Origin of the sequence: Microcella flavibacter (assembly GCF_012530535.1) — a bacterium.
GTDB classification, from domain to species: domain Bacteria; phylum Actinomycetota; class Actinomycetes; order Actinomycetales; family Microbacteriaceae; genus Microcella; species Microcella flavibacter.
Genome location: NZ_CP051299.1, coordinates 967,726 through 988,410 on the forward strand (window position 1 = coordinate 967,726; position 20,685 = coordinate 988,410).

16 protein-coding genes are annotated in these 20,685 nt (G+C 72.7%); 7 read left to right on the forward strand and 9 right to left on the reverse strand.

Annotated elements, in window-relative coordinates; translation table 11 throughout:
* Positions 1-117 precede the first annotated feature (117 nt).
* A complete protein-coding gene (locus HGB54_RS04630) occupies positions 118-1,791 on the forward strand; it encodes an ABC transporter ATP-binding protein (protein WP_168915405.1) in 1,674 nt (557 codons plus the stop codon).
* 60 nt (positions 1,792-1,851) lie between these two features.
* On the opposite strand, the gene HGB54_RS04635 is transcribed toward HGB54_RS04630, so the two are convergent.
* The 7 genes from HGB54_RS04635 to aroA all read right to left on the reverse strand — a co-directional run bounded on the left by HGB54_RS04635 (position 1,852) and on the right by aroA (position 9,544).
* A complete protein-coding gene (locus HGB54_RS04635; RefSeq protein WP_228545953.1) occupies positions 1,852-2,772 on the reverse strand; it encodes an ABC transporter permease in 921 nt (306 codons plus the stop codon).
* 29 nt (positions 2,773-2,801) lie between these two features.
* Positions 2,802-3,806, reverse strand: coding sequence for an ABC transporter permease (locus tag HGB54_RS04640; RefSeq protein ID WP_168915407.1), 1,005 nt, complete (start codon positions 3,804-3,806; stop codon positions 2,802-2,804).
* 70 nt (positions 3,807-3,876) lie between these two features.
* Entirely contained in the window at positions 3,877-5,538 is a 1,662-nt protein-coding gene (locus HGB54_RS04645; protein ID WP_168915408.1) for an ABC transporter substrate-binding protein, read from the reverse strand.
* 153 nt (positions 5,539-5,691) lie between these two features.
* A complete protein-coding gene (locus HGB54_RS04650; protein WP_168915409.1) occupies positions 5,692-6,165 on the reverse strand; it encodes a septum formation family protein in 474 nt (157 codons plus the stop codon).
* Complete coding sequence (locus HGB54_RS04655) at positions 6,162-7,004, reverse strand: inositol monophosphatase family protein (RefSeq protein ID WP_168915410.1); 843 nt, start codon at positions 7,002-7,004, stop codon at positions 6,162-6,164. The genes HGB54_RS04650 and HGB54_RS04655 overlap by 4 nt, the downstream gene beginning before the upstream one ends.
* A 66-nt stretch (positions 7,005-7,070) precedes the next feature.
* Positions 7,071-8,120 (reverse strand): ribosome small subunit-dependent GTPase A, encoded by a 1,050-nt coding sequence (gene rsgA / locus HGB54_RS04660; RefSeq protein WP_168915411.1) that lies wholly within the window; start codon positions 8,118-8,120, stop codon positions 7,071-7,073.
* A complete protein-coding gene (gene aroA, locus HGB54_RS04665; RefSeq protein ID WP_168915412.1) occupies positions 8,117-9,544 on the reverse strand; it encodes a 3-phosphoshikimate 1-carboxyvinyltransferase in 1,428 nt (475 codons plus the stop codon). The genes rsgA and aroA overlap by 4 nt, the downstream gene beginning before the upstream one ends.
* 43 nt (positions 9,545-9,587) lie before the next feature.
* Here aroA and HGB54_RS04670 point away from each other — a divergent pair, with 43 nt between their 5' ends.
* A complete protein-coding gene (locus tag HGB54_RS04670; protein WP_228545954.1) occupies positions 9,588-10,388 on the forward strand; it encodes a sigma-70 family RNA polymerase sigma factor in 801 nt (266 codons plus the stop codon).
* Positions 10,385-10,627, forward strand: a complete 243-nt coding sequence (locus HGB54_RS04675) for a zf-HC2 domain-containing protein (RefSeq protein WP_168915413.1) — start codon at positions 10,385-10,387, stop codon at positions 10,625-10,627. The genes HGB54_RS04670 and HGB54_RS04675 overlap by 4 nt, the downstream gene beginning before the upstream one ends.
* A gap of 103 nt (positions 10,628-10,730) precedes the next feature.
* On the opposite strand, the gene HGB54_RS04680 is transcribed toward HGB54_RS04675, so the two are convergent.
* A complete protein-coding gene (locus tag HGB54_RS04680) occupies positions 10,731-14,504 on the reverse strand; it encodes a multifunctional oxoglutarate decarboxylase/oxoglutarate dehydrogenase thiamine pyrophosphate-binding subunit/dihydrolipoyllysine-residue succinyltransferase subunit (RefSeq protein WP_168915414.1) in 3,774 nt (1,257 codons plus the stop codon).
* Between the two features lie 128 nt (positions 14,505-14,632).
* On the opposite strand from HGB54_RS04680, the gene guaB1 reads away from it, so the two are divergent.
* The 3 genes from guaB1 to HGB54_RS04695 all read left to right on the forward strand — a co-directional run bounded on the left by guaB1 (position 14,633) and on the right by HGB54_RS04695 (position 18,585).
* The gene (gene guaB1, locus HGB54_RS04685) at positions 14,633-16,072 is read left to right on the forward strand and encodes a GMP reductase (RefSeq protein WP_168915415.1); all 1,440 of its coding nucleotides are present in this window, start codon (positions 14,633-14,635) and stop codon (positions 16,070-16,072) included.
* 144 nt (positions 16,073-16,216) lie between these two features.
* Complete coding sequence (locus tag HGB54_RS04690; protein WP_228545955.1) at positions 16,217-17,539, forward strand: hemolysin family protein; 1,323 nt, start codon at positions 16,217-16,219, stop codon at positions 17,537-17,539.
* Positions 17,536-18,585 (forward strand): hemolysin family protein, encoded by a 1,050-nt coding sequence (locus tag HGB54_RS04695; RefSeq protein WP_168915416.1) that lies wholly within the window; start codon positions 17,536-17,538, stop codon positions 18,583-18,585. Before HGB54_RS04690 ends, HGB54_RS04695 begins: the two co-directional genes overlap by 4 nt.
* Positions 18,586-18,624: 39 nt before the next feature.
* Here the strand turns inward: HGB54_RS04695 and HGB54_RS04700 are convergent, their stop codons facing one another.
* Positions 18,625-19,719 carry an NADH:flavin oxidoreductase/NADH oxidase gene (locus HGB54_RS04700; protein ID WP_168915417.1) on the reverse strand — a complete coding sequence of 365 codons (1,095 nt, stop codon included), beginning with the start codon at positions 19,717-19,719 and terminating at the stop codon, positions 18,625-18,627.
* 85 nt (positions 19,720-19,804) lie between these two features.
* Between HGB54_RS04700 and HGB54_RS04705 the strand changes: the two genes are divergently transcribed.
* Entirely contained in the window at positions 19,805-20,641 is an 837-nt protein-coding gene (locus HGB54_RS04705; RefSeq protein WP_228545956.1) for an ADP-dependent NAD(P)H-hydrate dehydratase, read from the forward strand.
* Positions 20,642-20,685 lie beyond the last annotated feature (44 nt).

Genomic DNA, 20,685 nt, shown 5'->3' on the forward strand with positions numbered 1-20,685 from the left:
CGTCGCGGGCGAGCCTAGCAACCCGCTCGCGGGCCCCCGCGGCCGCACGAGGTTTCGCCGGCGTTAAGAGTGCGCGGGCTGCGCCCGCTCGGCGGCCGCAGCCGACAGAATGGTCGGATGACCACGCCGTCGACACCCCTGCTCCAGGTCCGCGACCTCACCATCGGCTTCCGCACCCCGGGCGGCATCGTCGAGGCGGTCACGGGCGTCGACCTCGACGTCGCCGCCGGCGAGACGGTCGCGATCGTCGGCGAGTCCGGCTCGGGCAAGTCGACCACCGCGATGGCCGTCATCGGGCTGCTCGCCGGCAACGGCGACGTGCAGCGCGGCAGCATCCGCTTCGACGGCACCGAGCTCGTCGGGCTCGCCGAATCGCGCATGCAGAAGGTGCGCGGGGCCTCCATCGGCCTCGTCCCGCAGGACCCGATGTCGAACCTCAACCCCGTCTCGAAGGTCGGCACGCAGGTCGCCGAGACCCTGCGCGCGCACGACATGGTCGGCCGCGACGGCCTCGACGCCGCCGTGCACGCGGCCCTCGCCGCCGCCGGCCTGCCCGACCCGGCCGCGACGGCCAAGCAGTACCCGCACGAGCTCTCCGGCGGCATGCGCCAGCGGGCCCTCATCGCCATCGGCCTCGCCTGCCGGCCCCGGCTGCTCATCGCAGACGAGCCGACGAGCGCCCTCGACGTCACCGTGCAGCGCACCATCCTCGACCAGATCGAGCGCATGACCGACGAGTTCGGCACGAGCGTGCTGCTCATCACCCACGACCTCGGCCTCGCCGCCGAGCGGGCCGCCCGCGTCGTCGTCATGAGCAAGGGCCGCGTCGTGGAGACCGGCTCGGCCGAGCAGATCCTCTCGCAGCCCGAGCACGAGTACACCCGCCGGCTCGTCGCCGCCGCCCCGAGCGTCGCGATCGCGCGGGCGGCACCGGCGCGGCCGCTCGCGGCCGCGGCCCCCGTCGAGGGCGCGACGGGCGGGGCGCCCGAGCCCGCTCCGGCCGTCGAGGACAACATCGTCGAGATCCGCGAGCTGACGAAGGTCTACCGCCGCCGCGGGCGCCGGGACGACTTCGTCGCCGTCGACGGCGTGAGCCTGAGCATCCCGCGCGGCAGCACCGTCGCGATCGTCGGCGAGTCCGGCTCGGGCAAGACGACGACGGCGCGGATGCTGCTGCGGGCGATCGAGCCGACGAGCGGCAGCATCCGCTTCGACGGGGAGGACGTCTCGGCGATGGACGCCGCGGCGCTGCGGCGGTTCCGCGAGAACGTGCAGCCGGTCTTCCAGGACCCGTACTCCTCGCTCAACCCCTCCTTCACCGTGCAGCGCATCATCGAGGAGCCCCTCGCGGTCTACGATCGCGGCTCGGGCCGCGAGCGCCGGGCCCGCGTGCACGAGCTGCTCGAGCAGGTCTCGCTGCCGACGAGCACCGCGGCGCGCTACCCCTCGCAGCTGAGCGGCGGGCAGCGGCAGCGCGTCGCGATCGCCCGGGCGCTCGCGCTCAAGCCCCGGCTCATCGTCTGCGACGAGCCCGTCTCGGCGCTCGACGTGCTCGTGCAGGCGCAGATCCTCGACCTGCTCGCCGAGCTGCAGCGCGAACTGGGGCTCAGCTACCTCTTCATCAGCCACGACCTCGCCGTCGTGCGCCTCATCAGCGACCACGTCTGCGTCATGCAGAACGGCCGCATCGTCGAGCAGGCGCCGAGCGAGCAGCTCTTCGAGAGCCCTCAGCACCCCTACACGAAGGCGCTGCTCGCCTCCATCCCGGGCGCCGCGCTCGGCGCGGCCTAGCCCGGGCGGGACGAGGCGCGACGCGCGAGCCGTCCGGATGACCGGACGGCCCGCGCCTCGTCAGCGCCGCGTGCCGGCGGTGGGGTCGAGCGCCTCGCGCAGCGACTCCCCGAGCAGCGTGAAGCCGAGCGCCGTGATGGCGATGCAGAGGCCGGGCAGGAAGGCCAGGTGCGGGGCGATCGCCAGCTCGTTCTGCGCGTAGGTGAGCATGCGGCCCCACTCGGCCGTCTCGGGGCGCCCGCCGCCGAGCCCGAGGAACGACAGGGCGGCCGCCTCGATGACCGCGGTGGCGAGGCTCAGCGTGCCCTGCACGATGACCGGCCCGAGGCTGTTGGGCAGGATGTGCGACAGGCTCACGGCGCTCTTGCTGAGGCCGAGGGTGCGGGCGGCGAGCACGTACTCCTTGTTCTGCTGGGCGATCATCGACGAGCGCAGCAGGCGCGCGAAGATCGGCACCTGGGAGACGCCGATCGCGATCATGATGGCCGCGGGGTTCTGCCCGAGGATGGCCGCGATGCTGACCGCGAGGAGCAGGTTCGGCACCGAGAGCAGGATGTCGACGAAGCGCATGATGACGTTGTCGATCCAGCCGCCGAAGGTGCCGGCCACCCAGCCGATGAGCATGCCGCCCGCGAGACCGAGGGCCGTCGAGATGAGGCCGATCAGCAGCGAGGCCTGCGCGCCCCAGATGAGCTTGCTGAGCACGTCGCCGCCGAAGCGGTCGATGCCGAGCGGGAACGCGGGGTTCTCGCCGATGCCGGGCAGGAAGGTCGGCGTGACCTCGCGCTGCCCGGGCAGCGCCTCGCCCGGGTAGGGGGCGAGGAGCGGCGCGAGCGCGGCGATGAGCACGAAGACGAGCACGACGAGCGCGCCCGCGATTGCCTGCGGGTTGCGGCGCAGCCGGCGCCAGGCGTCGCGCCAGAGGCTCGAGCCGGCGAGGTCGTCGGTCGCGCGCCCGGTCGGGCGGGGGGCGTCGCCCATGGGCGCCGCGGCGGGGGGAAGGCTGTTGGTCATTGGACACGCACCCGGGGGTCGATGATGCTGTAGCTGATGTCGACGATGAGGTTGATCAGCGCGTACAGGATCGCGATGAACAGGATGAACCCCTGCAGCACGGGGAAGTCGCGCCGGAAGATCGCGTCGGCGAGGAAGTTGCCGATGCCGGCGAAGGCGAAGACCGTCTCGGTGAGCACCGCCCCCGAGATGAGCAGGCCGAGCTGCAGGCCGATGGTCGTGACGACCGGCAGCAGCGCGTTGCGCAGCACGAAGCGGTCGCGGATGAGCCCGCCCGAGAGGCCCTTGGCCCGGGCGGTGCGCACGTAGTCGGCGCCGGTGACCTCGAGCACGGATGCCCGGGTGATGCGCGCGATGATGGCGAGCGGGATGGTGCCGAGGGCGATGCCGGGCAGCACGAGGTGCATGAGCGCGTCGCCCGAGGCGTCGAACTCGCCTGTCAGCAGGCCGTCGAGCACGGCGAAGCCGGTGACGTCGGTGGCGTCGATGCGGGGGTCCTGCCGGCCGTCGGGCGGGAACCAGCCCAGCTCGACGGCGAAGACGTACTTGAGGATGAAGGCGAGGAAGAAGACGGGGATGGTGACGCCGAGCAGGCTCACGACGACCGCGATGTGGTCGGGCGCCTTGCCGTAGTACTTCGCCGAGAGGTACCCGAGCGGGATGCCGATGCCGATGGCCACGATGAGCGCGACGATCGTCAGCTCGATGGTGGCGGGGAAGCGGTTCGCGAACTCCTCGAGCACCGGCCTGCCGGTCTGGATCGAGACGCCGAAGTCGCCCGAGACGAGCCGGCCGATGTAGGTCACGTACTGCTCGAGGATGGGCCGGTCGAAGCCGTAGGCCGCGTTCACCTCGGCGACGCGCTCGGGGGTGGCGCGCTCGCCGAGCAGCGCCGTCGCCGGGCCGCCGGGCAGCGAGCGCACCCAGAGGAACAGCAGCAGGGAGAGGCCGAACAGCGTCGGCACGAGCAGCGCTACCCGTTTGCCGATGAGACGGAGCACGAGGGGGTCCTTCCGGTCGCAGGGGGACGGGGGCGGGACCCGGTGGGTCCCGCCCCCGTCCAGGGCGGTGCTAGTCGGCCAGCTCGATGAGGTTGAACACCTCGTCGTTGACCGGGCTCACCGGGTAGCTCTCGACGCGCTCGCCGAAGGCGAGCGACGGAGCCGGGTGCGCGAGTGGCACGGCCGGGATGAACTCGGCGATCTGCTCGTTGATCGACTCGTAGAGCGGCAGCTGCTCCTCGAGGTCGGCGACCCCGCGGGCCTCGTCGAGGGCGGCGAAGAGCTCCGGGTTGTCGAAGCCGAACTCCGGCTTCTCGGCGCCGAAGAAGACGCCGACGAAGTTGTCGGTGTCGTTGTAGTCGCCCGTCCAGCCGAGGAGGTGGATACCGTGATCCTCGGTGTTCTGCACGCGGTTGAGGTACTCGCCCCACTCGTTCGGCTGCGGGTTGACCGTGATGCCGATCTCGGCCAGCTGGCTGCTGAGGTTCGTGAAGACCTGCTCGGGGGTCGGCATGTACGGCCGCGAGATGTTCGTCGGGTAGTTGAAGTCGAGCGAGAATCCGTCGGGGTACCCGGCGTCGGCGAGCAGCGCCCGCGCGGCCTCGGGGTCGTAGTCGTACGTCGTGACGTCCTCGTTGTAGCCGGCGACGACGGGCGGGATGAACTGGGTGGCCAGCTGCGTGCCCTCGGGCAGCGTCTGCGCGATCAGCTGCTCCTTGTCGATGGCCTGCGAGATCGCCTGGCGCACGCGCACATCGGCGAGCTCCGGGATGGCCTGGTTGAAGCCCAGGTAGAGGATCGTGAACGGGTCGCGCGGCACGATCTGGAACCCGGCGTCCTCGAGCGCGACGGTATCGGCGGGGGCGACGAGGTCGTAGCCGTCGATGCTGCCGGCCTCGAGCGCCTGTCGTCGCGCGTTCGGGTCGTCGATCACGCGGAAGATGATGTCGGTGACATCGCCCGCCTCCCCCCAGTAGTCGGGGTTGGCGCTGAGCTCGAGCTGCGATCCGACGTCCCACGACTCGAAGACGTAGGGGCCGGTGCCGGTCGGGTACGCGGTGGCGTACTCGGAGAGCACGGGTGCCTCGTCGGTGCCGCCGACCTCGTCGGCGCCGTACTCGGCGAGAGCCGTGGGGCTCTGCATCGAGAAGGCGGGCAGCGAGAGCGAGGCGATGAAGCCGGCGAACGGCGTGGTCAACGTGATGACGGCCTCGGTCTCAGCCGTGGCCTCGCAGCTCTCGTAGAGGGCGTCGTCGTCGCCCGCGTAGCCGCGGAAGAGGCTGCCGTAGTAGTAGGCGAGGCCCGGGCTCTGCGCCAGGCCCTCGAAGTTGTACCAGCGGTCGAAGTTGGCGCAGACGGCCTCGCCGTCGAAGGGGGTGCCGTCGTGGAAGGTCACGCCCTCCTGCAGCTGGAAGGTGTAGCTGAGGCCGTCCTCCGACTGCTCCCACGACTCGGCGAGCAGCGGGGCGGGGTCGGCGGAGCCGGCTTCGACGCCGACGAGGCCCTCGAACATCTGGCGCGCGACGCGGAAGGACTCCCCGTCGCTCGCGAATGCCGGGTCGAGGCTCACCGGGTCGCCGGATGCCGCGAAGACGAAGGTGCCGTCGGGGCCGTCGCCGTCGCCGGCGTCGGTGCCGCGCTCGCTCTGCACGCAGCCGGTGAGCGCAATGGCTCCGACGGCGAGCAGGGCGATGGCCGAGAACGGCCGTGTGTGTCGCGAAGTTGCTCTCATTGAGGTGTTCCTCCGGTCTGTGACGCTGGACGGTGCTGGGTGCGCGCGACGGGGAACGGCTGACCGGCCCCCTCGCGGATCCTCCGACCCTATGGCGTGAGCTGTTACGGGCGTGTGTCGCACCGCACAGGCCTGCTCGGATGAGCGCGCGGCTCAGGCCCCGGCGCCCTGCAGACTGCCCGTCGTGGGGCCGGCCGGGTCGTAGATCTGGCACAGGATCTCGCGGTCGCCGTTCGCCCAGCTGCCCGCCGTCGGGTGCAGGTAGGTGAAGTCGTAGGCGGAGTCGGCCCACGCGCCGCCGGTGAAGCCCTCGAACTCGGCGAGGCAGCGCTCGTCGGCCTCGGCCGTGATGGCCTCGAGGCCGGGGAACTCGGTATCGCCGACGATGATCGAGGCGTAGATCTCGCTCGTGTGCGGCTCGTCGCAGGGGAGCAGGACGACCGAGTCGAGCTCGGCGCCCAGCTCGGCGTCGCCGAGGCAGTCGCCCACCTCGAGCGAGAACACGTTGCCGCGCGGCTCCTCCTGCTCGCCGCCGTCGGCGCAGCCGGCGAGCGCGAGCGCGGCGGCGATCGCCACGATCCCGAGCGCTCGGGGCGCGGCGGCGGAGCGTCGGCCCGCGGCGCTCACGTGCCGGCTCCCGCCGCGCGGACGAGGGCGAGCGCCTCCTCGTGCAGCAGCCCGTTGCTCGCGAGCGCCGAGCCGTGCCACGGCCCCGCCTCGCCGTCGACCGAGGTGAAGCGCCCGCCGGCCTCCTCGATGATCGGCTGCAGGGCCGCCATGTCGTAGGGCTGCAGGTCGAACTCGCTTGCGACGTCGAGCACGCCCTCCGCGACGAGCATGTACGACCACATGTCGCCGATCGCCCGCGCCCGCCAGCTCGCCCGTGCGAGGGCGAGCAGGCCGTCGAGGCGACCCGCGTCGTCCCAGCCCGGCAGGCTGTTGTACGACACGACGGCGTCGGCGAGGGTCTCGACGCCGCTCACGCGCAGCGGCCGGGCATCCCGATCATGATGCGCGCCCGTGCGCGCCGTGAAGGCGCCGTGCCCGCGGGCCGCCCACCAGCGCTGCTCGAGCGCGGGGGAGCTGACGACGCCGACGACGGGCACGCCGTCGATCGCGAGCGCGATGAGGGTGCCCCAGATGGGGTTGCCGCGCAGGAAGTTGGCGGTGCCGTCGATGGGGTCGATGATCCACTGGCGGCGGATGCCCGCTCCGGTGCCGTCGGAGGTGCCGAGCTCCTCGCCGAGCACGCCGTCCTCGGGGCGGGCGGCGGTGAGCCCCTCGCGGATGACCCGCTCGACCTCGCGGTCGGCGTCGGTGACCGGGGTGCGGTCGGGCTTCGTCGTCACGGCGAGGTCCATGGCGCGGAACCGCGCGATCGAGACGGCGTCGGCCCGCTCGGCGAGGTCGAGGGCCAGGGCCAGATCGGCGGCGAGATCGGTTGCGAGGTCGGGATGCTCGGTCACGCCTCCAGCGTACGCGCGAGCACCCCGGCCGCGCCCGTCCCCGCCGCGGCCCGCCCGCCCGGCGGCTCAGTACGCCGAGCGGGTCAGGGTCGTGAGCAGGCGCTGCAGCGAGTCGAGCCGCTGCGGACCGAGCGGGCCGAGCCCGCCCCGCTCGGCGGCCTCCACGAGCTCGCAGTCGGGGCTGTCGGGCAGGTGGGTGCAGCCCCGCGGGCAGGTGGCGGCGATCGCGGCGAGGTCGCCGAAGGCGGTGACGATGCTGTCGGGGTTGATGTGCCCGAGGCCGAAGGAGCGGATGCCGGGGGTGTCGATGATCCAGCCCTCGCGGCCGGGCAGGCGCAGCGAGACGGTCGAGGAGCTCGTGTGCCGTCCGCGGCCCGTGACGGCGTTGACGTGGCCGGTGGCGCGGCCGGCCCCGGGCACGAGCGCGTTGACGAGCGTCGACTTGCCGACGCCCGAGTGCCCGACGGCGACGGTCGTGCGGCCGCGCAGGTGGCCGAGCAGCTCGTCGACGGGCGGGTCCTCGCTCGAGCTGCGCACGACGGCGACCTCGAGCCCGGCGAAGTGCTCGAGGAACGGCTCCGGGTCGGCGAGGTCGGTCTTCGTCACGACGATGAGCGGCGCGATCTTCGCGTCGAAGGCGGCGACGAGGTAGCGGTCGACGAGGCGGGGGCGCGGCTCGGGGTCGGCGGCCGCGACGACGATCATGAGCTGATCGGCGTTCGCGACGACGATGCGCTCGACGACGTCGGTGTCGTCGGCGCTGCGGCGCAGCAGGGTGCGGCGGTCGTGCACGCGCACGATGCGGGCGAGCGCGCCCTCCTCGCCGCTCACGTCGCCGACGACGTCGACGCGGTCGCCCGTCACGATCGCGGTCTTGCGCAGCTCGCGCGCGCGGGTCGTGATGACCTCGCGCTCCTCCTCGCCGTTCTCGTCGACGAGGGCCAGGTACCTCCCGCGGTCGACGGTGACGATGCGCCCGACGACCGCGTCGACGTGGGCGGGCCGCTGCTTGCTGCGGGGGCGGTTGGCCTTCGGGTTCGGCCGCGCGCGCACGGACGACTCGTCGTACTCGCCGTAGGGGTCGAGCTCGTCGTCGTCGGGCGGCAGCCAGCTCATCCGGGCTGCTGCCCGGCGGGCTCGGCGGTCGCGCGGCTCGTGGCGAGCATCCCGTGCCACAGCTCGGCGAACTGCGGCAGGGTCTTCGCGGTCGAGCCGATGTCGTCGACCTCGACGCCGTCGACGGCGAGGCCGACGATCGCGCCGGCCGTCGCCATGCGGTGGTCCTCGTAGGCGCGCCAGGCGCCGCCGGTGAGGGATGCGGGCTCGAGGGCGAGCCCGTCGTCGAGCTCGGTGACGGCACCCCCGATGCCGTTGAGGTCGTCGGCGAGGGCCTTGAGCCGGTCGGTCTCGTGCCCGCGCAGGTGGCGGATGCCGGTCACCCGGCTCGGCCCCTCGGCGAGGGCCGCGAGGGCGACGAGGGCCGGAGCGAGCTCGCCGCCGGTCGACAGGTCGAGCTCGAGCCCGGGCAGGGCCGCGCCGCCGAGCAGCCCGGCGCCGCCGTCGACGACGATTGCCTCGCCGTCGCGGCGCACCGTCGCGCCGAACCGGGGCAGGATGCGCGTGAGGTCGTCGCCGACCTGCGTGGTCGAGCGGGGCCAGCCCTCGATCGCGACGGTGCCGCCCGCGACGAGCGCGGCGATGAGGAAGGGCGCGGCGTTGGAGAGGTCGGGCTCGATGTCGACGTCGGCCGCCGCGATCGGGCCGGGGGCGACGACCCAGACGCCCTCGTCGGGGCTCGCGACCTCGACGCCGCGGGCCGCGAGCGCGGCGATCGTCATCTCGATGTGCGGCATCGAGGGCAGGTGCTCGCCCGTGTGGCGCAGGGTGAGCCCCTCGGTGAAGCGCGGGGCGGCGAGGAGCAGGCCCGAGACGAACTGGCTCGAGGCGCTCGCGTCGATCGCGATCTCGCCGCCGCGCACGGCCCCGGCGCCCCACAGGCTGAACGGCAGGGTGCCGCGGCCGTCGTCGTTGACGTCGACGCCGAGGGCGCGGAGCGAGTCGATCGTGGTGCGCATCGGCCGACGGCGGGCCGACTCGTCGCCGTCGAAGGCGACGGGGCCGAGCGCGAGCGCGGCGAGCGGCGGCAGGAACCGCATGACGGTGCCGGCGAGCCCGCAGTCGATGCTCGCCGAGCCGCCGAGCTCGGCCGGGGGAGTGATGCGCAGATCCGGCCCGTAGAGGCCGTCGCCCGCGACCTCCTCGATGACGACGCCGAGGGCGCGCAGCGCCTGCACCATCAGCGCGGAGTCGCGCGAGTGCAGCGGGCGCCGCAGCAGCGAGGGGCCGTCGGCGAGGGCCGAGAGCACGAGCTCGCGGTTCGTGAGGCTCTTCGATCCGGGGAGGGTGAGGCGGGCATCCAGCGGGCCGGTCGCGCGGGGGGCGGGCCAGGCGGCGGCGTCGACGACGGGGTCGGTCGTGCCGGGGCGCTCCTCGTCGCCGTAGGGCGAGAACTGCGGGCCGGAATGATTGGAGATCAGCATCGGTTACCAGAGTATCGGCAGCCGCAAAACGGAAGGAGGCGCCATGGGCGCCCTCATGATGGATGCACCCCCCGCGCCGCCCGCGATCGACGAGCAGGCGCTCTCAGTACACTGGCGCTCGATGACTGACCAGCTGCGGGCCGAGACGGCCCGAACCGAGACGGCGCAGGCCGACACCGCGCCGGCCGACTCCGCGCAGAGCGAGACCGCGCCGGCCGACGCGCCCGCGGCGCAGGACGAGGCGGCGGCCCGCGAGGCCGAGCTCGTCGAGCGGCGCGCGATGTTCCAGGAGCAGGCGCTGCCGTTCATGGACCAGCTCTACGGCGCCGCGATGCGCATGACGAAGAACCCGGCCGACGCCAGCGACCTCGTGCAGGAGACCTTCGTGAAGGCCTTCGCCGCGTTCGGCCAGTTCGAGCAGGGCACGAACCTCAAGGCGTGGCTCTACCGCATCCTCACGAACACGTTCATCAACGTGTACCGCAAGAAGCAGCGTGACCCGTACCAGGGCTCGGTCGACGAGCTCGCAGAGTGGCAGCTCGGCGGCGCCGTGTCGGCGACCTCGAGCTCGAGCCGCTCGGCCGAGGCCGAGGCGATCGACCGCATGCCCTCCGGCGTCGTGAAGGACGCCCTGCAGGCGATCCCCGAGGACTTCCGCCTCGCGGTGTACCTCGCCGATGTCGAGGGCTTCTCCTACCAGGAGATCGCCGACATCATGAAGACCCCCGTCGGAACCGTCATGAGCCGCCTGCACCGCGGCCGTCGGCTCCTGCGCGACTCCCTCGCCGACTACGCGCGCGAGCGCGGCATGACCGCGAGCACGGCCCCGAGGAGGACCCGATGACCGACTGCGGCTGCGACAAGGCCAAGGCCGAGCTCGAGGAGTTCCTGCACAACGAGCTCAGCGAGCAGCAGTGCAGCGACATCCGCGAGCACATGGCGAACTGCGACGACTGCTCAGCTGAGCACCTCGTCGGCATCACGCTGACCGAGAAGGTCAAGCAGTCCTGCCAGGAGAAGGCTCCGGAGGAGCTGCGCGCGATGATCGAGGGCGCCATCCTGCGCGCCGACGCGAACGCCTGACGCGGGATGCCCGCCGCGGGCCGCCCGTCGGCCCCGCGCACCCCGTTCCACGTCGAAGGGCCCGTCACCTCGCGGTGACGGGCCCTTCGACGTTCCCCCGGCGCTACTCGGCCAGGGCCGCGTCCATGATCGCGGCGTGCTCCTGCGCGCTGCGCTTCGTCGACCCGGTCGCGGGCGAGGCCGAGGCCGGGCGCGAGATGACGCGCACTCCGCGCGGGCCGGAGCGCTTCGCGCTCTCGAGCGCGAAGAACGGCCACGCGCCCTGGTTCTCGGGCTCGTCCTGCACCCAGACGATCTCGGCGTTCGGGTACCGGTCGAGCACGGCCTGCAGCTCGACCGCGGGCAGCGGGTAGAGCTGCTCGAGCCGCACCAGGGCGACCCCCTCGGTGCCGCGCTTCTCGATCTCGCTCTTGAGGTCGTAGTGGATCTTGCCGGCGTGCACGAGCACGCGGCGCACGGCGGCGCCGTCGGTGATCCGCGCGTCGTCGAGCACGGGCTCGAACTTGCCCGAGGTGAAGTCGGCTACGTCGCTTGTCGCGCCGCGCAGGCGCAGCATCGCCTTCGGGGTGAAGACCACGAGCGGGCGCCGCGGGCGGGCGTAGGCCTGCCGGCGCAGCAGGTGGAAGTACGAGGCCGGCGTCGACGGGCGCGCGATCGTCATGTTGTCCTCGGCGGCGAGCTGCAGGAAGCGCTCGATGCGGGCCGACGAGTGGTCGGGGCCCTGGCCCTCGTAGCCGTGCGGCAGCAGCAGTACGACGCTCGAGCGCTGGTTCCACTTCTGCTCGGCGGAGGACAGGAACTCGTCCACGATCGTCTGGGCGCCGTTGACGAAGTCGCCGAACTGCGCCTCCCAGAGCACGAGGGCGTCGGGGCGCTCGACCGAGTACCCGTACTCGAAGCCCATCGCGGCGTACTCGCTCAGCAGCGAGTCGTAGATCCAGAACTTCGCCTGATTGTCCGAGAGGTTCGCGAGCGGCAGCCACTCCTGGCCGTTGCTGCGGTCGTGCAGCACCGCGTGGCGCTGCACGAAGGTGCCGCGGCGCGAATCCTGCCCGGCGAGGCGCACGGGCGTGCCCTCCATGAGCAGCGAGCCGAGCGCGAGCAGCTCGCCGAAGCCCCAGTCGACGCCGCCGTTCCGGCTCATGTCGACGCGCTTCTTCAGCATCGCCTGCAGCTTGCCGTGGATGGTGAAGCCGGCGGGCGGGTTGTCGTGGGCGTCGCCGATGTGCTGCACGACGGCGATGTCGACGCCCGTGGTCTCCGGCTCGGCCGGCTCGGCCGATTCGCCCTGCGTCGCCGTGCCCGTGCCGCCGTCGACGGCGGGGATGGAGCCGGTCTGCACGGCGTGGGTCTCGGCGAAGGCGACCTCGAGGCGGTCCTGGAAGTCCTTGTGCGCCGCCTCGAACTCCTCGGCCGTGATGTCGCCGCGGCCGACGAGCGACTCGGTGTAGAGGGTGCGCACGCTGCGCTTGGCCTCGATGAGGTTGTACATCAGCGGCTGCGTCATCGAGGGGTCGTCGCCCTCGTTGTGCCCGCGGCGGCGGTAGCAGACGAGGTCGATGACGACGTCGCGCTTGAACTCCTGCCGGTAGCGGAAGGCGAGCTCCGCGACGCGGACGACGGCCTCGGGGTCGTCGCCGTTGACGTGGAAGATCGGCGCCTGGATGGTCTTGGCGACGTCGGTCGAGTAGACCGAGGAGCGCGCCTCGCCGGGGGGCGTGGTGAAGCCGACCTGGTTGTTGACCACGACGTGCACGGTGCCGCCGGTGCGGTAGCCGCGCAGCTGCGAGAGCTGCAGCGTCTCGAGCACGACGCCCTGGCCGGCCATGGCCGCGTCGCCGTGCACGAGCACGGGCAGCACGCCGTACTTGCCGTCGCCCTTGCGATCCTGCTTCGCGCGGACGATGCCCTCGAGCACGCCGTTCACGGCCTCGAGGTGCGAGGGGTTCGCGGCGAGGTAGACGGGGATCTGCTTGCCGCTCATGGCCGTGAAGACGCCCTCGGTGCCGAGGTGGTACTTCACGTCGCCCGAGCCGTGCGAGCCGCGGGTGTCCTGCGTGCCCTCGAACTCGCGGAAGATCTGCCCGTAGGTCTTGCCGGCGATGTTCGCCAGCACGTTCAGGCGGCCGCGGTGGGCCATGCCGATCGCGACCTCCTCGAGCTCGGCCTCGGCCGCGCCCTGCAGGATCTCGTCGAGCAGCGCGATGACCGACTCGCCGCCCTCGAGGCTGAAGCGCTTCTGACCGACGTACTTCGTCTGCAGGAAGGTCTCGAACGCCTCGGCCTGGTTGAGCTTGCCGAGCACGCGCATCTGCTCGTCGTGCGTGGGCTTCTGGTACGGCTTCTCGAGAGCATCCTGGAACCATCGGCGCTGCGCCGGGTCCTGGATGTGCATGTACTCGATGCCCACGGTGCGGCAGTAGGAGTCGCGCAGCACGCCGAGGATCTCGCGCAGCAGCATCGTGCGCTTGCCGCCGAAGCCGCCCGCGACGAACTCGCGGTCGAGATCCCAGAAGGTCAGCCCGTGGCTGGCGATGTCGAGGTCGGGGTGCGAGCGCTGGCGGTATTCCAGCGGGTCGACGTCGGCCATGAGGTGGCCGCGCACGCGGTACGAGTTGATGAGCTCGTGCACGCGGGCGGTCTTCGAGATGGCGCCCGAGAGGTCGACGTTGATGTCCTGCGCCCAGTGGATCGGGTCGTAGGGGATGCGCAGGTCGGAGAAGATGTCCTCGTAGAAGCCGCGCTGGCCGATGAGCAGCTCGTGCACCTTCTTGAGGAACTCGCCCGAGCCGGCGCCCTGGATGACCCGGTGGTCGTAGGTGCTCGTGAGGGTGATGGTCTTGCCGATGCCGAGGTCGGCCAGGGTCTCGTGCGATGCGCCCTGGAACTCGGCCGGGTAGTCGAGCGCGCCGGCGCCGATGATGGCGCCCTGGCCCTTCATGAGCCGCGGCACGGAGTGCACGGTGCCGATGCCGCCGGGGTTCGTCAGCGAGATCGTGTTGCCCTGGAAGTCGCCGGCGGCGAGCTTGTTGTCGCGGGCGCGCTTGACGACGTCCTCGTAGGCGACGAGGAAGTCGCCGAAGCCCATCGTGTCGCACTTCTTGATGCCGGGCACGAGCAGGGCGCGGGTGCCGTCGGGCTTCGGCATGTCGATCGCGATGCCGAGGTTGATGTGCGCCGGGGTGACGACGACGGGCTTGCCGTCGACCTCGTCGTAGAAGACGTTCTGGCTCGGGAACTCCTTCAGCGCCCGCACCATCGCCCAGGCGATGAGGTGGGTGAACGAGACCTTGCCGCCGCGGGCGCGCTTGAGGTGGTTGTTGATGACGATGCGGTTGTCGATCATCAGCTTCGCCGGGATGGTGCGCACGCTCGTCGCTGTGGGCACCGAGAGGCTCGCGTCCATGTTCGTGGCGAGGGCCTTGGCCATGCCGCGCAGCGGTGTGACGGCGTCCTCGGCCGGGGCCGTCTGCTCGTCGTCGAGGTCGGCCGGTGCGGCCGAGGAGGTGGGCGCCTGCGCCGGGATGGGCTGCGGCTGCGGGGCGATCGACGTGGTGCGCGCGACCGGCTGGCTGCCGGTCGAGGGCACGGAGGCCGCGGGCTGCGCGGCCGTCGTCGCCTCGGGGGCCTCGGCCGGGATCTCGATGACGGGCGTCACCTCGGGCCCGGCATGCGGGGCGGGCGGGGCGGATGCCGGAGCGCCCGCCTCGCCGGTCTTGGCCGCCTGGTACTTCTCCAGGATGGGCCACCATGACGGGTCCACCGAGTTCCTGTCCGCCTGGAACTGCTCGTACATCTCGTCAACGAGCCACTCGTTGGCACCGAAGTCGCCTGCGGCGCCGCCGTCCTGGCTCACTCCGGTCACTTGGCTTGACACAGCCGACCGCCCACTTTCCCAAAATCGAGGTTCGGATCGCACGGACCCGTCGCTGGTTCCGCCCGGATAAGCCTAACCACTTCCGACCCGCACTACCGGCCCTCGAGCGGGGTGGCTAGCGTTCACCCGTGCGATTCCTCAGCGAGCGGCCTCCCCACGACCTGACCTACTCCGACGTGTTCCTCGTCCCCGCGCGCTCCGCGGTCGGCAGCCGCCTCGGCGTCGACCTCGCGGTCGATGATCGGAGCGGGATGCGCGTGCCGCTCGTCGCCGCCAACATGACCTCGGTCACCGGTGCGCGGCTCGCCGCCGCCATGGCCCGCCGGGGCGGGCTCGGGGTGCTGCCGCAGGACCTCCCGCTGCAGGATCTCGACGCCGCGATCCGCGCCGTCAAGGCGGCCGACGCCGTGCTCGACCCGCTCGTGCGCGTCGGCAGCGGCACGACCGTCGCGGAGGCGCTGCGGCGCGCGCCGGACACCCCCGGCGCCCTGCTGACGATCGTCGACGGCTCGGGGGAGCCCGTGCGGTGCATCCCGGTCGCCGCGCTGCGGCACGTGCTGCCCGATGCGGAGCTCGGCGACGTCGTCGCCGAGGCCGTGCCCGCCGTCGACGACGAGGACGTCACCGAGCCGCGCCAGGCATTCGACCTCATCGAGGCGGCGGGGGTCGAGGCCGTCGCCGTCATGCACCACGGCCGCATCATCGGCTCGCTGAGCGCGCGCAGCGCAGTCCGCGCCACCCTCTACGAGCCGGCGCAAGATGCGCACGGCCGGCTGCGCGTCGCGGCCGCCGTCGGCGTCAACGGCGACCCGGCGGAGCGCGCCGCGGCGCTCGTGCAGGCGGGCGTCGACGTGCTCGTGCTCGACACCGCCCACGGGCACCAGCAGCAGATGATCGAGGCGGTGCGCGCCGTCGCGGCGCGGTCGCTCGGCGTGCCGATCGTCGGGGGCAACATCGTCACGGCGCAGGCCGCGCGCGATCTCGCCGAAGCCGGGGCCGACATCCTCAAGGTCGGGGTCGGCCCGGGAGCGATGTGCACGACGCGCATGATGACCGCTGTCGGCCGCCCGCAGTTCTCGGCCGTGCTCGAGACGGCCGAGGCCGCGCGCGAGCACGGCGCCCGGGTGTGGGCCGACGGCGGCGTGCGCTACCCGCGCGACGTCGCGCTCGCGCTCGCGGCCGGCGCCTCGGCCGTGATGATCGGCTCGTGGTTCGCCGGCACCCTCGAAGCGCCCGGCGAGATCCTCGTCGACGAGACCGGCCGCTGGTACAAGGAGTCGTGGGGCATGGCGTCGACCAAGGCGGTCGAGCAGCGCTTCCGCCGCCTCGACGGCTTCGAGCGGGCGCGCAAGACGCTGTTCGCGGAGGGGATCTCGAGCTCGCGCATCCTGCTCGATCCGCAGCGGCCGTCGCTCGACGACCTGCTCGACATGATCACCTCGGGCCTACGCTCCTCCATGACCTACGCGGGTGCGGCCACGCTGCCGGAGTTCGCCGAGCGCGCCGTCGTCGGCGTGCAGTCGGCGGCGGGGTACGAGGAGGGGAAGGCGCTGCCGGTCTCCTGGTGATCGCCCGAGCGGGCCGGATGCTCACGGCCGGCCCCGGAGGAGCCCTCGTTATACTCGTCCGCATCATGGATGACCCTCCGTCTTCGACGTCCGACCCCTGCCATAGACCCTCCGCCCCTCTCCATCTGATCGGGGGCGCCGTCGGTGGGAACTGAATGGATCCTGCTCGGGGTGGGCGTGCTGCTCACCATCGGCACCGGCCTCTTCGTGGCCAGCGAGTTCGCCCTCGTCAATCTCGACCGCTCCGAGCTCGAGGCCCGGCAGGCCCGCGGTGAGAAGCGGCTGGGGCCCACCATCTCGGCCCTCAAGATCACCTCGACGCACCTCTCGAGCGCGCAGCTCGGCATCACACTGACGACGCTGCTCACCGGCTACACGATGGAGCCCGCGATCTCGGGGATGCTCGCCGGGCCGCTCGAGGCGATCGGCCTCCCCGAGGCGGTCGTCCCCGTCATCGGCACCATCACCGCCGTCGTCATCGCCACCCTGCTGTCGATGATCGTCGGCGAGCTCGTGCCGAAGAACTTCGCGCTCTCGCTGCCGCGGCAGACGGCGAAGCTCGTCATCCCGTTCCAGATCGTCTTCACGACCGTGTTCAAGCCGGCCATCGTGCTGCTCAACAACACGGCCAACGCCATCCTGCGCGGCGTCGGCATCGAGCCGAAGGAGGAGCTCAGCGGCGCGCGCACGGCCGAGGAGCTCTCGAGCCTCGTCCGCCGCTCGGCGAGCCAGGGCAGCCTCGACAGCGACACGGCCACGCTGCTCTCGCGCACGCTCGCCTTCGCCCAGCACACCGCGCAGGACGTCATGACGCCCCGCCCCCGCGTCGCGAGCGTCGAGCGCGGCGACACGGCGCAGGACGTCATCGACCTCGCGCGCCGCACCGGCCACTCTCGGTTCCCCGTCATCGACGGGTCGATCGACGACATCGTCGGCATCGTTCACGTCAAGCAGGCCGTCGCCGTGCCGCACGACCGACGCGCCGAGGTCTCGGCCGCCGCGCTGCAGAACGACGCGCTGCGGGTGCCCGAGACGATGATGCTCGACACCCTGCTCGCCGAGCTGCGCGGCCGCGGCTACCAGATGGCCGTCGTCGTCGACGAGTACGGCGGCACCGCCGGCGTCGCGACCCTCGAGGATCTCGTCGAGGAGCTCGTCGGCGAGGTCTCCGACGAGCACGACCGCGTGCTCGTCGGCGTCGTGCGATCGCGCGACTGGCTGACCTTCCCCGGCATGCTGCGCCCCGACGAGCTGCGCGACCGCGTCGGCGTCACCGTGCCCGAGGAGGGCCCGTGGGAGACGCTCGGCGGCTACCTCATGGCCGAGCTGGGCCGGCTGCCCGTCGTCGGCGACCTCGTCGAGCACGAGGCCGGCACCTTCCGCATCGAGCGGCTCGACGGGCGGCGCATCGACCGGGTGCGCTTCACGCCGAAGCGCGTCGACGAGCCCGAGGAGGGCGAGCGATGATCTCCGAATCCGACTGGTGGGGCCTCGCCTGGCTCGTCGTGCTGCTCGCCGGCAACGCCTTCTTCGTCGGCGCCGAGTTCGCCGTCATCGCCGCGAAGCGCTCCCAGATCGAGCCGCGCGCCGAAGCCGGCTCGCGCGCCGCGAAGACCGCCCTGTGGGCGATGGAGCACGCGACGCTCATGCTCGCCACGAGCCAGCTCGGCATCACCGTGTGCTCCCTGCTCATCCTCAACGTCTCCGAGCCCGCCCTGCACCACATCCTCGAGATCCCGCTCGAGCTGACCGGCCTGCCGGTCGAGGTCGTGAGCGGCATCGCCTTCGCGATGGCGCTGCTCATCGTGACCTTCCTGCACGTCGTGCTCGGCGAGATGGTGCCGAAGAACATCTCCTTCTCGCTGCCGACGCGCGCCGTGCTGCTGCTCGCGCCGCCGCTCGTCGCGGTCGCCCGCGTCTTCGGCGTCCTCATCCGGGCGCTCAACGCCATCGCGAACAGCGTGCTGCGGGCCTTCAAGGTCGAGCCGAAGGACGAGGCCGCGAGCGCGTTCACGCTCGAGGAGGTCGCCACCATCGTCGAGCAGTCGCAGCGCGAGGGCCTGCTGCACGACCGCTCCGGCGCCCTCACCGCGGCCTTCGAGTTCACGACGAAGACCGTGAGCGACGTCGCCGTGCCCATGGCCGAGCTCGTCACCCTGCCGGAGGACGCCTCGCCCGCCGACGTCGAACGGGCCGTCGCGCAGCGCGGCTTCAGCCGCTACGTGCTCGTCGACGAGGCCGGCGAGCCCACGGGCTACGTGCACCTCAAGGACGTCATCGACCTCGACGAGGACGAGTTCGACGACCCCGTGCCGCCGAAGCGCATCCGCCGCCTCGTGTCGATCCTCAGCCGGGCCGACCTCGAGGACGGGCTCGCCGTCATGCGCCGATCGGGCGCGCACCTCGCCCGCTCCGTCGACGAGCAGGGCAACGTCACCGGCGTGCTGTTCCTCGAGGACATCATCGAGGAGCTCGTCGGCGAGGTGCAGGACGCGACGCGGCGGCGGCTGTAGGCCGCCGCCCCGGGCGGGCTGCTCGAGGGGATCCGGCGACTAGCCGTGCGCGCGCACGTACTGGGGCGGCACCAGGGCGGCGTGCGCCGACTCGTCGCCCAGAGCGAGTGCGAAGCGCTGCGCGGCGTGCGGATCGCGCATCCACTCTCGGCCCATCATGATCGCGTCGGCGTCGCCCGCCGCGATGATCGCCTCGGCCTGCTGCGCCTCGGTGATGAGGCCGACGGCGCTCACCGGCACGCCGCCCTCGCGGCGCACGTGCGCGGCGAGCGGCACCTGGTAGCCCGGGCCGACGGGGATGGCGGCGCGCACGAGGCCGCCGCTGGAGATGTCGAAGAGGTCGGCGCCGGCCTCGAGCGACCAGGCGGCGACCTTCGCGGTCTGGTGCTCGTCCCAGCCGCCCTCCGTCCAGTCGGTGCCGGAGAAGCGCACGAGCACCGGAACGTCGACGGCGGCGCGCACGGCGCGGACGACGTCGATCAGGAGGCGCGCGCGGTTCTCGAGGCTGCCGCCCCAGGCGTCGTCGCGCTCGTTCGACAGCGGCGACAGGAACTGGTGCAGCAGGTAGCCGTGGGCGGCGTGGATCTCGACCAGGTCGAAGCCGGCCTCGACGGCGAGGCGGGCGGAGTCGGCGAACGCGTCCACGACGCGCTGGATGCCCTCGGCGTCGAGCGTCGCGGGGACGGCGTACCCGTCGAAGGCGACGGCGGACGGTGCCACCGGGGTCCAGCCGCCGTGCTCGGCGGGCATCGTGCCCCGGCCCGCGTGACCCTCGGTCGTGGCGCCCCACTCGGGGTAGACGCTCGCCTTGCGGCCCGCGTGGGCGAGCTGCACGCCCGCCGCGGCGCCCTGCGAGTGGATGAAGTCGGTGATGCGGCGCCAGGCCTGCGCCTGCTCGGCGTTCCACAGGCCGGTGTCGTGCGGGCTGATGCGACCCTCGGGCACGACCGCCGTCGCCTCGGCGATCACGAGCCCCGCCCCGCCGCGGGCGAACGAGCCGAGGTGCACGAGGTGCCAGTCGTGCGGCACGCCGTCGGCGGCGTCGACCGAGTACTGGCAGAGGGGCGCGACCCAGAGGCGGTTGCGTACCTCGAGCTCGCGGATGGTCAGGGGGGAGAAGAGCGCGCTGGTCACACCTCCATCCAAGCCCGTGCCCGCCGAGCGTATTCCGACAGCACGGCGCACCGGGCCGGCTCGGCGGCGCGGCTAGGGTGACCGCGTGACCTCCCCGCCGCTCATGACCCCCGCCGACGCCGCGCGGCTCATCGCCGTGCCGACCGAGGCCAGCCACAAGTACACGCGCGGCGTGCTCGGCGTGGTGACCGGGTCGACGCAGTACCCGGGCGCCGCGGTGCTCGGCGTCGAGGCGGCCCTGCGCACGGGCGTCGGCATGCTGCGCTACCTCGGCGACGCGCGCCCGAGCGACCTCGTGCTGCAGCGCCGGCCCGAGGCCGTCACCTCGGCCGGCCGCGTGCAGGCCTGGCTGCTCGGCAGCGGCATGGGGCCCGCCTCCGATCGCGACGAGGCCGCCCGCGATCGTCTCGCCCTCGCCCTCGATTCGGGATGCCCGCTCGTGCTCGACGCGGGCGCCCTCGACCTCGTCGACTCCTCGTCGGCGCCGCGCGTGCTCACCCCGCACGCCGGCGAACTGGCCGCGCTGCTCGGCGCGTCCCGCGCCGAGGTCGAGCAGCACCCCCTCGCCAGCGCCCGGGCGGCCGCGGAGCGGCACGGCGCCACCGTGCTGCTGAAGGGCAGCACGAGCATCGCCGTCGAGCCCGGCGGTCGCGCGCGCACGGCCCGCTCGGCCCCCGCCTGGCTGGCCACGGCCGGCGCCGGGGACGCGCTCGCCGGCATCCTCGGGGCGCTCGTCGCCACGCACGCCGAGGAGGTGCAGGGTGAGCCGGCGCTGCTGGTCGACCTCGCGGCCGCCGCAGCGGTGCTGCACGGCCTCGCCGCGGAGGCGGCCTCGGCCGGCGGTCCGCTCACGGTGCTCGACCTGTGCGCGCAGCTCGGTCCGACCATCGCGCGGCTGCTGCGGGAGCATCCCGAGCCCTGAACGGTCGGCACGGCGCACCTCCGCCGCGGCGATAGCCTGTCGGC

Coding starts and splice junctions, on each gene's coding strand:
- aroA (WP_168915412.1), bottom strand. CDS start 9,544: ATGCTGATCTCCAATCATTCCGGCCCGCAGTTCTCGCCCTACGGCGAC.
- HGB54_RS04630 (WP_168915405.1), top strand. CDS start 118: ATGACCACGCCGTCGACACCCCTGCTCCAGGTCCGCGACCTCACCATC.
- HGB54_RS04635 (WP_228545953.1), bottom strand. CDS start 2,772: ATGGGCGACGCCCCCCGCCCGACCGGGCGCGCGACCGACGACCTCGCC.
- HGB54_RS04670 (WP_228545954.1), top strand. CDS start 9,588: ATGGGCGCCCTCATGATGGATGCACCCCCCGCGCCGCCCGCGATCGAC.
- HGB54_RS04675 (WP_168915413.1), top strand. CDS start 10,385: ATGACCGACTGCGGCTGCGACAAGGCCAAGGCCGAGCTCGAGGAGTTC.
- HGB54_RS04695 (WP_168915416.1), top strand. CDS start 17,536: ATGATCTCCGAATCCGACTGGTGGGGCCTCGCCTGGCTCGTCGTGCTG.
- rsgA (WP_168915411.1), bottom strand. CDS start 8,120: ATGAGCTGGCTGCCGCCCGACGACGACGAGCTCGACCCCTACGGCGAG.
- HGB54_RS04645 (WP_168915408.1), bottom strand. CDS start 5,538: ATGAGAGCAACTTCGCGACACACACGGCCGTTCTCGGCCATCGCCCTG.